Origin of the sequence: Planococcus chinensis, from assembly GCF_020071995.1 — a bacterium.
GTDB classification, from domain to species: Bacteria; Bacillota; Bacilli; order Bacillales_A; family Planococcaceae; genus Planococcus; species Planococcus chinensis_A.
In genome coordinates, this window is sequence record NZ_JABWTK010000002.1 from 367496 (window position 1) to 381559 (window position 14064).

Genomic DNA, 14064 nt, shown 5'->3' on the forward strand with positions numbered 1-14064 from the left:
GAAAAGCCGTACCGGAAGAACATTCTTCCGGCACGGCTTTTTCATGCATTAAATGAATCCCCGTATATGGGTTTAATGTGTAAACTGTAATGCTTCTTCGCCTCTTCAATCGAATAAATACCGCCCGCCACTTCACCATTTTCAAGCTTTTCAATATGCGCTTCCACTAAATCAGCGAAGTATTTGCCGCAGGCAATTTCGTTCGGATATTGATCCCTTACTTTAGCGACGAGGGAGTCATCCAGCGTCTCATTGAACGCATAGTACAAAGCTGCATTCACCACAGTCAAACTGTCTCCGCTTGCATTGGAGATCATATAGAAATTGCCGTAATCGTCTTTTAACAAGTCTCGTTCCGCCATTAGTTCCATACAGGCCGCCTCCTTTAAACTCTTCTATCCTATACCCGCTCTTCAAAAGGTTTAACACCCAGAAAAGCATATACCGCTTTTGGGCATAAAATTAGAAAGTCATTTTTCCAATTGCCTCAATAACATGGCAAGTACATTTGATGCCATCGGTAAAATCAGCAATGCCCATCTTTTCATTAGGCGAATGGTTGGCTTCATCAAAGTTGGCATATGGAACAATGACCGACGGCGTCTCCAGCACATCGGTCCAGACATAGTCCGGCAGACTGCCGCCCATGCTTGGCTGCATCACAGGCTCCCGGCGGAACGCATTGCGGACCGCCATCTTTACTACATCGACAACATCAAGGTCGGCGGAAGTCCGGGAAGGCTTCATGCCGCCAAGATTTTTCAATTCAATATCCGGTGCATGTTTTTTCACATGCGCTTCGATTTTCCGGTAGATGTCATCCGGGTCCTGGTCGACTACCAAGCGAATATCCATCTTTAAGACAGCTGTAGATGGAATGATCGTCTTTGAGCCTTCCCCGCCATAGCCGCTGGTAAATCCCGCAATGTTAAACGTCGGTTCAAGTGTCAGCTTCCGGTAATACTCTTCCTTTTCCATATTGAAATCAGCGTAGCCGACTTGTTCCGCGATATTTTCACGGTCAAACGGCAAACTGCGGATGAGCGCTTCTTCCTTTTCTGTAATCGGCCGGATATCATCGTAAAAGCCGTCGATTAAGATGTGGCCTTCTGAATCGCGCATCGTATTCAGCAAATCGATGATTTTCCAGGCAGGATTCGGTACAATATTACCTTTGTTGCCGGAATGGTTATCCCAGTCAGCGCCTTTAGCCGTCATCTCGATATATGTAATCCCACGAACGCCTAGTAGAACCAACGGGGCACCGCTATCATGTTTTGGGCCATCTGAGGTATAAACCAAATCGGCTTTCAGCAACTCCTTATTTTCTGCTACAAAAGCCGAGAGGTTTGGGCTGCTGACTTCTTCTTCCCCTTCAAACAAAAATTTAATGTTAATCGGTAATTTTCCTGCGGCGTCCTGGTAACTTTTAATCGCTAAGAGTTGTGCCATCAATTGCCCTTTATTATCCCCAACGCCGCGGCAATAGATTTTTCCGTCGCGTACAGTCGGTTCAAAAGGAGGCGACAACCATTCTTCAATCGGATCTGGAGGCTGTACATCATAATGCCCATAGATCAATAAAGTAAAAGCTTCCGGGTTTTGCATGATTTCCCCGTATACAAAAGGATTTCCGGCAGAAGGCAGGATTTTCGTTTCAATCCCGATGCTTTCCATCAATTCTTTCAGCATATCGCATGCCTCGTCAATCCCTCGGTTTTCTGCACTGACGCTTTCGATGCGAAGAAAGCGGTATAACGTTTCAAGATATTCCTCTTTCTTTTCATCAACAAGTGATTCTACAGATTTCAGCATAGCGCTTAATTCTTCCATTTCTCGATCCCTCCCTCTTCTTTGTATTCTATTATATCTTAGTGAGAATATTTTAACTTCGAATGATTGACAAGATCAAAAAAGCTCCCTAAGAAATAGGGAGCTTTCCTTATACCGTAATTAAATCGCCAAATAACGAAATAAGCAGCAAACTGACGCCGCCAACTGAAACTGCAGCGATCAATCCGATATAAAACGGCTTGATGCCGAGACCTTTAAAAATTTTCAAATTCGTTCCAAGCCCGACTCCTGCCATGGCAAGGCCCAGCATATACGTGGAACCGAACGAACTCCAAAAACTATAGAAGCTCTCCCAGGCTTCCGGACTGAAAAGACTGAAAGCCTGTCCGGTTGAAGATACAGTGGCATCTCCAATTGTACGGACTAAAGATAAAAACAAGAAGCCAAGGATGAACAAGGGAAACAGCTTGTACCACTTCGGCAATATTGTTTTTTGGCCATTTTTATTGCCATTTCTGAAAAACAAATAAGACACAAAAGGAATAACTGCAATAATAAATAAGTTCCGGGTCAATTTGGTAATGGTAGCTACATCCACGACGGTGTCCGATTCATACATTTGATCGTATATAAGAGCTGCGCCTGTCACTTGCGCCGTGTCGTGGATGGCTGTTCCTAAAAACAAGCCGGCTTTGATCGGTTCATCTGCAAAAAATCCATGTGCCAGATAAGGATAAAAAAGCATCCCCAATAAGCCGAATATCGTGATGTTTGCCACCGCATAAGAAATTTCGTTTTCTTTTGCTTTAATTACAGGTGCTGTGGCCATGATTGCTGTGACCCCGCAAATGCCAGTACCCGTCGCAATCAATGTGCCCAAGCGGTTGGACTGCTTCATTTTGCTGGTAAAAAACAATGTGACAAAAAGTCCGACTGAAATGCAGGCGACAATCAGCGGCAGTCCCCAGGCTCCCAATTTCAAGGCTTCCGTCAAGCTTAAGCGCAGGCCAAGCAAAATGATGCCGGCACGAAGCGCATATTTTACAGCAAAACTGATGCCTTTTGAAAAAAGATCCGGCAAGCCAACTGTATTGCGTATCACAATCCCGATCAAGATGGCCACAAAAATTCCGGAAATTGGACTGGCACTTCCTTCCGGCAAAATTCCGGCAGCCAATAGCAAAATCCCGATTAAATCAGCCCCGTAAATTCCCGCCAGCATGACTACCAAGCAAATCAACAATCCCGGAATATAATTTCCTATAGAAACCTTCTTCAATTTGTCCGCCATTCTCTTCATCCTCACATGCGTTTAATAATATATGACTAAAATACTTTTATAATTCTAGCATTAAATATGGTCTTAAGTAGCTTTCTGCGCTCAAAACAAAAAAGCCCATCTTTAAAGACAGGCTTTTCCTTAACCCTTAATGCTGCAAAAACAGCCCTTTGACTACTTCAATAACGCGCATTTGCTGGTAGACCGCCATATTGGAACCGGAAGGCAGGCATAATCCGTGCCGGAATATTTTATCGCTTACCGCTTCTCCATCGCCGTGGGCGAAGAATTGTGTCCCTTTGAACAGTTCCTGCTGATGCAGCGGGTTCCAGACATTGCGGGATTCAATGCTTTCAGCTTCAAGTGCATTTTTTATGATTTCCGGCGTCAATGAAGTCAGTTCCGGATCCAAGGTAAATACACTCAGCCAGCGGTTGGAATATGTTCCTTCCAATTCAGGCTGAAAACGGATAGCCGGGATGTCTTTAAAGCCTTCCGCATAGCGTTCGTACACTTTCCGTCTGGCTCTGACGCGGTCATCAATGGCTTCCAACTGAGCCCGCCCGACTCCTGCCAGTACATTGCTCAAGCGGTAATTGTATCCTACTTCGTGATGCTTATAGTATGGAGCCGGATCTTTTGCCTGAGATCCGAGGAAACGTGCTTTTTCCAATGCATCCGTATCATTGGAAACCAGCATGCCTCCGCTCGAAGCTGTGATGATTTTATTGCCGTTAAAAGAGAAGATACCGAATTTCCCGATCGTCCCGCTCTTCCTTCCTTTATACAAAGAACCTAATGACTCAGCCGCGTCTTCAATCACCGGAACATCGTATTCGTTGCAGATTGCCATCAATTCATCCATTTTTGCACTTTGGCCGTATAAATTGACGACGATGACGGCTTTTGGCAAACGCCTTTCTTTATTTGCCGCCGCAAATGCTTTGCGCAAAGCGTTTGGAGACATATTCCACGTTTCTTCTTCAGAATCGATGAAAACCGGTTCCGCGCCGTTGTAAAGAATCGGATTGGCGCTTGCCACAAAGGTTAAACTTGAACAAAATACCCGGTCGCCTGTACCGACTTCCAGTAAGCGGAGCGCTAAATGAATGGCTGCTGTTCCGGAGCTGAGAGCCGCTCCGCCCGTTGTTCCGACATAAGACGCCAACTCTTCTTCAAACTTGTCCACGTTCGGCCCAATAGGGGCAATCCAGTTGGTCTCAAATGCTTCCTGAATGTATTTCATTTCATTGCCGGTCATATGCGGTGAAGACAAAAAGACTCTTTCTTTTTTTTCCATAGAAGATATGAAAATATTCGTTTGTTTATTCTGTTCGATTGGAAGGATTTTCATCGTTTCATCTCCCCCTTTCTGTCCGGTATATCATTCATATTCACCAAGGGAATGATAGTTTGATTTGATTGGCAGTTGCTGTTCAAATATCCCATTAACCTGCGTCCACTCCTTTAATGACCTCATATTTCTCAGTTCAAATTATTGATGATCAGCTTGAATTTATTGCTGGCGTGAGACGGGATTTCTTCAACAATACGGATATTGAATCGCATGTCTTTGCCGAAGATGTATTCCATTTCTTCATGGATGCTTGCCGTCACCGCATTTGTATATCCTTCCGCCGCTTCGATCATTACGTCGATTGCATCCCGGGAATTTTGGATAAACTGAATCTTTCGGATGCTGTCCGAAAATTTGCTGCTGGCCATCGACATATAGAGCGCGGTAAACTTCCCTTTGCTCTTCGACTGAAGATAGTCCTCCTTCTTGCCTTTCAGTTCCTTCAATACCGGATGGGAATTGCCGCATTCGCAGGTTTTTTCGTCTTGCAGCAATTCGATCCGTTCTCCAAGGTTATAGCGGATCAACGGCGTGCCGTATGTGTTGAAACAAGTGATGATCATTTCCTGGTCTTCGGTTGTTTCAATCACACCGGAGCTTAAGTTATAGTGAAGCTTCCCTTTTATACATTCCGTTATAAAAGGCGCTCCTTCCAAGGAGGCGTAGTGATAACGGAGCGGACAATCGAATGCCTCTTCGATTTCTTTCCGGTAAGCCGGGGAAAGTGCTTCGGCTGTCGTGAAAATGGCAATTGGCTTAAAAGATAGAATGATATTATTCCGGTTGATGTATTTGGCCACTTCGTAAATGGCGGAAGGCACGCCGTCAATAAAGTCGGGCTTATAGCTGTCCAGGTTATCCACAAATTCCTTTGCATTTTGTTCAATGCAGTAATAAGAGGAATAAAGGCGCTGTTTAATGGAGTAATTGTCCCGCCAGAAAACTTTTTTCTGCTGCCGTTTTGGAATGAAGCGGTCCGAGCTGAAAGTGGCCCGCTTCATTTCCAAATTGATGACGCCATGCTGCTTTTTGAAAAAATCGAGAAACGCCATATGTTTTTGAACATCTTCCTTTGTAAACAAGATTTTCAGAGGGATGCCAGCCGAATCAAGGGTATAGGCAACCAAAGCCGACTTTTCAGGAATTGTATACATCGACTCAATATGATTTCTGACCACTTCTTTTTCCAGAATCGGCAATTTTTTCAGATCTTCCACACTTTGAATTGTGGCAAGGTCGATGTTTTTATACAAATTCCGGTAAAATGGGCTTTCCTCATACGCATGCTTGATCAATTTCTGCATTTCCTGCTGCTGGTACTCCTTTTCATACACTTGATCTGTGTAATCGCGCTGGCCAAGTTTTTTCAAAAACTTAAAATATAAATGACCATATTTCTTTTTGGTTTCAATATATCCCTCAAGACTTGTTAAAAGGTTTTGGAAGTAAATCGGCGAATTGTCGTATATTTTCATTGTAAAATCACGCATTCGCACTTCCTCCTTTAAGTGTTAATGATGGGCTGCACCCTGTTTTTTGCCAATTGATTATTAAGCATATTCGCCTTTTGCCTCCACTTTCCAACTGTCCTGCCACTCCGGTTCCGGACGCTTTCGGTTTGCCAGCTTCAGCAAGACTTCTTTCGTTTCTTCCGCATCCATCTCAGGAAGCTGTTTGATGACCTTCAGCATCTCTACCTGGCCGATTGGCGTTGATTTGCCGATATAAATTTTCGGGAATATTTTTTCTTCCTGAATTTCACTGGCATCAAGCAGTTCTTCGTACAATTTTTCACCTGGCCGCATGCCTGTAAATTGAATTTTTATTTCATTTTCTTCGTAGCCGGATAACTTGATCAAGTTGCGGGCAAGATCAACAATTTTAACGGGTTCTCCCATATCCAGAACGAACACTTCTCCTCCGGAAGCCAGGAGGCCTGCTTGGATCACCAAGCGCGACGCTTCAGGAATGGTCATGAAATAACGCGTCATTTCCGGATCGGTTATCGTAATCGGGCCGCCTTTGGCAATTTGTTCTTTAAATAGCGGCACCACGCTTCCACGTGATCCAAGTACATTTCCGAAACGCACCGCTGAAAAAGTGGTTTTGCTGTTGATTGCCAGATTCTGCACAATCATTTCTGCAAAACGCTTAGTTGCTCCCATGATATTCGGCGGATTGACCGCTTTATCGGTTGAAATCATGACAAAACTTTCAACCCCGTATTTATCAGCGGCTTCCGCAATATTTTTCGTCCCAAACACATTGTTTTTTACAGCTTCCAGCGGATTCGCTTCCATCAGCGGCACGTGCTTATGGGCAGCTGCATGGTAAATCATATCCGGTCGGAACTGGTTGACGACCTGGAAAATGCGTTCGCGGTCCTGGACATCTGCAATGATGGGAATGATTTCTGTTGTTTTCGGAACTTTTCTGCGAAGCTCCATGTCGATGGTGTAGATGGAATTCTCCCCGTGCCCAAGCAGCAAGAGGCGGGCCGGGTTGAAGTTGGAAATCTGCCGGCAAATTTCCGAACCGATTGAGCCGCCAGCACCGGTGACCATCACCGTTTTTCCTTTTACTTGTTCTTCGATCGCAGCCATATCCAGTTTTACTTCCTCACGTCCGAGCAAGTCTTCAATTTTTACATCCCGGATATCGCTGACCTTGATTTTGCCGGTCATTAAGTCTTCAATACGTGGAAGTGTTTGTGTTTTGGCGCCGGTATCGATGCACCTTTTCGTCAACTCCGCCATTTCTCTTTTCGAAAGCGAAGGAATCGCAATGACAATTTGATCAATTTTGTGGTCGGCTACAAATTCAGGAATCCGTTCCAGAGATCCTACAACTTCAATTCCGTTGATTTCAAGCCCCCATTGCGTTTTATCATCATCTGCAAAGATTACTGGATTTCTTCCCCATTCCGGATTTTGCTTCATATGCCTTGCAATCATTCTTCCTCCCTGCCCTGCCCCGACTACCATCGTCCGGCTGGTCAGTATCGCTTTTTTCTTAACTTTGCCTTCCTGAAGGATTCTCAGGGAAATCCGCGAAGCTCCGATAAAGAAAACAAGCAGCATCCACGAGAGCATCAAAGTCCTGATATACAACTGGCTCGAATATGCATACTGCATGATCATCGCTACAAATATAGTCAATGACACAGCCACAACAATTGATTTCAACTCGTCAACGGATGCATAAGACCAGACTTTGCGGTATAAACCGAAATGCCAGGCAAACGAATGATATGCGATAAAAAGCGTGACTGTACTAATGAAAAGCATTTCATTGGACAGTACGCTCGCATACGGATACAGAAACAAATAACAAGCATAGATCGAGGAAAGAAGGATCAGTGAGTCAATGAAGAATAATGAAATGAATCTTTTCTTTATCGTCAATTGAATTACCCCATCTCATCTTTCATTTTAAAAAGCTTTAGCTGTTGTAGTTATGGTAGTAATAATTTTCTTTTGTCAGCTCATAATTGTTCATCACAACGCCGAGGATAAATGCTTTCGAAGTAACAAGGGCATCTCTCGCTTTTTTGACGCTGTCTTTCTCCGTCTTGCCTGTGTTCACCACTAGAACGGTGGCGTCGCACTTATTGGCTAATATTTTGGAATCGGTAACTGCCAATAAAGGCGGAGAATCAATGATGATCAAGTCGTACCGTGATTTCATTTCTTCGAGTAAGCCATCCAGTGCCGGAGAACTGAGCAGCTCTGCCGGATTCGGAGGGATCTGGCCGCACAGCAGAAGATCTAATCCTACAACGCCGCTTCTTTTCACACAGTCCTGCAACCGGCCTTTTTTCAAAAGCAAATTGGACAAGCCGACCTTGTTGCTGAGCTGAAATGAATGATGCAAAGTAGGGCGTCTCATATCTGCATCGACCAGCAGCACTCTTTTTCCTGCTTCTGCAAAGACAATGGCCATATTGCAGGAAGTTGTTGATTTCCCTTCTTCTTTTGCAGCCGATGTGAACAAAATGGTTTTGGTGTCATCGCCTGGCAAGGAAAAGTTGATATTTGTTCGGATGGTTCGGTACTGTTCGTTCACCAATGCTTGGGGCTTAGTATGACCCACCAATTTTCGGGTTGCTGACCCCTTTGATTTTTTCTGCGTCCACATCAGCTATCAACTCCTTCTTTTCATTAATGTTGGTTGTTCGGTTGTATTCCTTGCTGCCTGGAACATTACTGACAATTCCAAGCACTTGAAGCCCGGTGATTTCTTCAATATCTTCTTCTTTCCGGATGGTCGTATTCATTTGATCCACTACAATCGCAAGGCCGGTTCCCAGCATAAAGCCGATAATTGCACCGATTGCCATATTAAACAGCGGATCCGGCTTGACCGGTTCAGGAGTTACCGGCACGATTGCAGGTGCCAGGATGTTGACATTATCTACATTCATCAACGTCTTGATCTTAGCCTGGAAAACGGAAGCCGTTGTATTGGCGATCAGTACAGCCCGTTCCATGGAAGCATCCTGTACTTCCAGCGTAAGGATTTGCGCATTTTCTTCACTTGATACCGTAATGCTCTTGTCCAAATCTGAAATGGATTCCTTTAGTTCCAGTTCCTCAATAACTTCTGTCAGAATGGCCGGGCTTTTGATGATGATGTTATATGTTTCAACCAATTGGATATTGGCATCGATATTCAAATCGTTTGACTGAAGCGGATTGGTGATTTTCTGGTTTACTAAAATTTGTGTGGATGCCTGATAAATCGGTTTCATCATCGTATAACTGACAATTCCGCTCAATGCGACAAATAGCAAAGTCACAATGATGATCAGCGGAAGCCGTTTACGTAAAGCGATTAAAAATTCTTTTACATTGAACGTACTTTCCATGCCTTACACCTCTATTTCTAATTGTTTTTGAACTGCTTTTAATGCGTTTGCTTTTCTGCAATTTCCCCGATATAGGCAATTTTTGAATACTTGCCGTTATAGGCGTTCAGCATGAGGATGATCCAGAGCACCAACCCAATCGGCGATAGAATCACACCGGACAGCCAGCCCACCACAGGCAGCATGCCCATCATGACAAATACCGCTAAAAAGCTGATTGATAAATAAATGGATTGAATTGCATGGAACCGGACAAACCGATTTTCTCTTTCAATCAATAGAAGGATGAAGCCTGTGAAAAAACCGAGCAGATAAGCCAGAGAGCCAGCGATATTTTCATTAAGCCCTATGGATGTGCTGTCCGAACTGGCAGCACCTACTTCTGCCGGCCGTTTAAACACTGTTTGTTTATCCAGATTGCTCAAGTGCTGTTCGTCAGACATTTTGAAATTGTTCTCAACCATGTTCTGTTCCTCCTTTATTAATCTCAATCATTTGACCTAATACTAAATAGACAAGGTTAAAAAGAAGTTAAATAGTTTTAATTATTAAAATAATTTCGAATAAAAAAATAAATACCCCTACCTTTTGTCTTAGTGACAAAAGATAGGGGTATTTTAACTGAATCATTTTACTCAGTCGCAAATTTATAGCCGAACCCTCTGACGGTCCGGATATGGCAAGGATTGGCGGGATCTTTCTCCACTTTGCGGCGCAAATTGCTGATATGGACTTTCACCGTCTGGATATCTCCTTCGGAGTAATAGCCCCAGATGCGGTCATACAATTGTTCAGCGGTCCAAACCCGGTTCGGCGTCTGGGCAAGCAGCAGGAGCAGCTGGAACTCTTTATGGTAAAGGTGGACCGGCTTGTCGTCGATATACAGCTCCCTTGCATCAATATGAATTTTAATATTATTGTACTGGAGGATGGAAAGCTTCTCTTCTTCTCCATTGGTCCAGCCATTTCTTCTTAAAATTGCCCGGATGCGCGCTTCCAGTTCGTTGAAATCGAACGGCTTCGTAATGTAATCATCGCCTCCGGCTTCAAGCCCCTGTATTTTATACGAAAGCTCTTTGCGGTAGCTGACAAAAAGAATAGGCAGTTTTGTCTGCATCCGGATTTGTTCGCATACTTCCAGCCCATTGATTCCCGGCATTTCAATATCCAGCAGGATCAAATCCGGATTTTCTTTGGCAAGCTTGTCCATGGCTTCATACCCGTCTTCTGCATCGATTACCTTGTAGCCTTTTTTCATTAAAAATAACCGGATCAATTCACGGATTCCCTCTTCATCTTCAACAACGAGCACAGTTGCTTCACTCATAATACCCCTCCTTACAAGTTTCAGAAATTCAAAGGCAATGCGATGTAGAACACACTTCCTTTGCCCACTTCGCTTTCTGCCCAAATCTCTCCTTTATGTGAAAGAATAATTTCTTTTGCGATGGCGAGCCCAAGCCCGCTTCCTTTGTATGTGGCCGACGCATCCATCTTGAAGAAGCGGTCAAAAATATGCGGCAGGACATCTTTGTCGATTCCGCTCCCCGTATCCGCCACTTTGATAATGACTTCTCCATCAAACTCTTCCAGATCCAGCACCGTCTCTTCTTTATCGTGGGTGAAGACTTGAGCAGATACCGTAATTTTCCCGTCAATTGACGATGTATGTTTGACGGCATTCCACAGAACATTGGAGAACACCTGGTCAATCCGGTCTGCATCTATGGACAATACCATTCCATCTTGCCAAGGCTCATGCGTCCCTTTTTGATGTTCAAAAATACGCCCGCTTTGCGTCACATCATATTCCATGCCCAGCACGAGGCGCTGCAGCCAGTCCCCCAGTTTCACTTGTTCGAAACGTAAAGTCATATTGCCGGATTTGTATTTTGAAAGCTCGACCAGATCTTCTGTCAGCCGTTCCAGCAGCAATAATTTGTTGTGGATCATATCTAAATACCTTGGATTCTTTTCATCAATCAAACTCTCTTTTACAGCCTGGATGTAACTATGGATCAGTGTAATCGGCGTTCCGAGTTCATGGGAAATTGTGGACAGCATCTCATTGCGCGATTTTTCAATTTCCTGAATTTCATCATTGACCGTCACCAAGTTCATATTGGTGATTTCAAGCGCCATCGTCCGCTCTTTAATATTGCGTTCCAGGAAATAATTGATATTGGTGATTTCCTGGGTCAGACTTCTTAAATTGGCCAGCGTCTCGACCCGAACCAAAAATTCTTCTTTGTCACATGGTTTTACCAGATAATCGTTTGCCCCTGCAGTAAACGCATTCGTCTTATGCTGAAGGTCTTCTTCTTTCGACAGCATCAAAATCGGCAATTCAGTTAAAGTGAATTTTTTCCGGATGCTTCGGCTAAGTTCGTCTCCTGACATATCCGCCAATTCCCATTCCAATATCACCATATCAATCGGCCGTTCTTCAAGCAGCTGAAGTGCATCTTCACCGCTTGTCACGCCCGCCACTTCGTAGCCTTCACGCATCAGTTGATAGGTTACCATCTGGCGGTTCACGCCTTCCGGATCCACTACCAAAATCCGCATCTGTTTCCGGTCGAATCGGCGCTGAGCCATGGTATTGGCCAACTCTTCCGATGACATTTCCTCCACAACCAGCCCCCCGTTCGCTTCGGGTTCTTCCAATTCTCCTTCCACGTAAATCGGAAGTGTAAAACTGAAAATGGAACCGGTCCCCACTTTAGACTCGACGTCCACCCAACCGCCCTGCAATTCCACGAGCCGTTTGGATATATTCAAGCCGATCCCCACGCCCCGGGCTTCTCCATCATCGGTATCTTCAGGGCGGTAAGGTTCAAAAAGCGAAGAAATTTTATCTTCTTGTATTCCTTTTCCGGTATCGCGCACAGAAATTTTAATTTGTTTTCCTGTTTTTTGTGCGGAGACAACTATCTCTCCTGTCTGTGTATATTTCACCGCATTGCCGATCAAGTTGAACAGGACTTGCTGCACACGATCCGGATCAGCAATGACAAGAGGCAAATTATCGGAAATCGTATGATACAAAGCCACTTGTTTATCCTTGACCAGCGGCGCACACACTGTGATAACCGTTTCTGCCGTATCGGTTAAACGGACAGGTTCAACATGGATATCGAGCGTATTTTGCTTGAGCTTTGAAAAATCAAGGATATCGTTGATCATATGCGCCATTTTTTTCCCGCTGGAAATGATGGTGCCCAATTGGTGCGACATCGCCGGAGAAATTCTGCCCGCTGACACTTCCTGCAAGGATTCCGCAATGCCGATCATGCCGTATAACGGAGTCCGTAAATTGTGGGAGGTCACAGCCAGCAGCTCATCTTTCCGTTCGTTGGCATGCTTTAATGATTCCATTGCAAGCCGCTGCCGTTCAATCGCTTTTCTTTCCAATTCGTATTTCTCCTGCCTTTTCACAGCAGCTTTATCAGCCAACGCCAAGGCTATTAAAAAAATTCCGATGCAAATTGCGGTATAACCTGCATGATGCGACCTTCCAGTAAACGGCAGAGCTCCTGCAAGCGTCAAAAATGAAACGGCAGCTCCAAAAAACAGGAAGAAAGCGGCAGCGGCAAAATAACGGGAATAAAGAATTCCTTTTTGCGCACTGAACATGGCCATGGAAAAGATAAATGCCAGACTGATGATGAGAATGGCGGGGATAACCCAACGGGCGGCATCATCTGAAAAGAGCAGCAAAGCAAGTCCGGCTAAACTGCTGATATTCAATAGCTGAAATACGCGTTTGGCTCTCGTCAAGTGGCGGCGCACATCCAGAAAGTTTTCGGTGAAAAGGAGTACAAAAATAGTAGAAATGCCGGCAAGCAGCAATAAAAACTGTTCGTTAAGCCAGAGCAGATCCGGCCATATAAAGGTTAACGTCAACCCGGCCATTGAAGTAAAAGTAAAAACGAATAAAAAGGCCAAGAACACAAAATACAAATAACTCAGCTGACGGACTTTTAAAAACTGCACAAAATGATAGAGCAAGACAACAAACAGAATGCCGCTCACAATTCCAATAAACACGGTGGTCGTACGCGCCTTTTCTTCAAACCGTTTCTGCTCCCAAATCGCGATTGGGATTTGCAGCGGACCTTCTGATTCTACCCGCATGTAATACGTCTTCACTGTTCCTTCTTCCAGTTCCAAGTTATATACCAGATTCCGGTGATAAACTTCCCGTTCCTTTAAGTCACTGTTTCTTCCAAGCTCTTTCGCAGCATATTCCCCGCCGGCAGCCGGCGAGTACAAAGTGGCACTGCTTAAGGACGGAGCAGCAACTTCAAGCAGCCAGGTTTTCTCAGGCGATGCATTCTGGACTTGGAACCGCAGCCAATATACGGTTTCGGTAAATCCTTTATTCAATGTCCCTTCAACATTTGGCATGAATTGCATATTCATGATTGGGCGGAGCATATCTTCAATTGTGTAATCTCCTTGATCGTCTTCAAATATATATACTCCGTTTTCTATTTCCAAATGAGTCTGCGAGTCGCTCAACTCCAGAATCTGCTCGCTTTCAATGGGATGCGGCGGCTCATTTCCACTGCCTGCCAGCATCAATAAAACCCAAAAAACAAACAGGAATTTTATCGCCCAAGATATATTCTGATAAGTTGAAGACATATTGAAACACCTCTGTTCTTTAAAAATCACTTCCGCCTTAAGGCACTAACAATATAATCATAAATAAGGTAATGTACCTTTAAATATTACCATTTAATCTACAATTCAGAAAATTTG

Annotated in this window: 11 protein-coding genes; all 11 read right to left on the minus strand. The window is 44.3% G+C overall.

Going from position 1 to position 14064, the window contains the following annotated elements; all coding sequences use genetic code 11:
- Positions 1–41: 41 nt before the first annotated feature.
- A complete protein-coding gene (locus tag HU147_RS04895; RefSeq protein ID WP_224075176.1) occupies positions 42–371 on the minus strand; it encodes a hypothetical protein in 330 nt (109 codons plus the stop codon).
- A gap of 91 nt (positions 372–462) precedes the next feature.
- Complete coding sequence (locus tag HU147_RS04900; protein ID WP_224075177.1) at positions 463–1833, minus strand: M20/M25/M40 family metallo-hydrolase; 1371 nt, start codon at positions 1831–1833, stop codon at positions 463–465.
- 109 nt (positions 1834–1942) lie between these two features.
- Positions 1943–3085 carry a YeiH family protein gene (locus tag HU147_RS04905; RefSeq protein WP_224075178.1) on the minus strand — a complete coding sequence of 381 codons (1143 nt, stop codon included), beginning with the start codon at positions 3083–3085 and terminating at the stop codon, positions 1943–1945.
- A 136-nt stretch (positions 3086–3221) separates the two neighbouring features.
- Complete coding sequence (locus tag HU147_RS04910; RefSeq protein ID WP_317985491.1) at positions 3222–4382, minus strand: DegT/DnrJ/EryC1/StrS family aminotransferase; 1161 nt, start codon at positions 4380–4382, stop codon at positions 3222–3224.
- A 176-nt stretch (positions 4383–4558) separates the two neighbouring features.
- Positions 4559–5920 (minus strand): hypothetical protein, encoded by a 1362-nt coding sequence (locus HU147_RS04915; protein WP_224075180.1) that lies wholly within the window; start codon positions 5918–5920, stop codon positions 4559–4561.
- 60 nt (positions 5921–5980) lie between these two features.
- Positions 5981–7834, minus strand: a complete 1854-nt coding sequence (locus HU147_RS04920; protein WP_224075181.1) for a polysaccharide biosynthesis protein — start codon at positions 7832–7834, stop codon at positions 5981–5983.
- 37 nt (positions 7835–7871) lie between these two features.
- Entirely contained in the window at positions 7872–8522 is a 651-nt protein-coding gene (locus HU147_RS04925) for a CpsD/CapB family tyrosine-protein kinase (protein WP_317985486.1), read from the minus strand.
- Positions 8509–9297 carry a YveK family protein gene (locus HU147_RS04930; protein WP_224075183.1) on the minus strand — a complete coding sequence of 263 codons (789 nt, stop codon included), beginning with the start codon at positions 9295–9297 and terminating at the stop codon, positions 8509–8511. The genes HU147_RS04925 and HU147_RS04930 overlap by 14 nt, the downstream gene beginning before the upstream one ends.
- Positions 9298–9335: 38 nt before the next feature.
- Positions 9336–9761: a DUF4870 domain-containing protein gene (locus tag HU147_RS04935; protein WP_224075184.1), complete on the minus strand. Its 426-nt coding sequence runs from the start codon at positions 9759–9761 to the stop codon at positions 9336–9338.
- 167 nt (positions 9762–9928) lie between these two features.
- Positions 9929–10624, minus strand: a complete 696-nt coding sequence (locus HU147_RS04940) for a response regulator transcription factor (protein WP_224075185.1) — start codon at positions 10622–10624, stop codon at positions 9929–9931.
- 20 nt (positions 10625–10644) lie between these two features.
- Positions 10645–13947 carry an ATP-binding protein gene (locus tag HU147_RS04945; RefSeq protein WP_224075186.1) on the minus strand — a complete coding sequence of 1101 codons (3303 nt, stop codon included), beginning with the start codon at positions 13945–13947 and terminating at the stop codon, positions 10645–10647.
- Between the last annotated feature and the right edge of the window lie 117 nt (positions 13948–14064).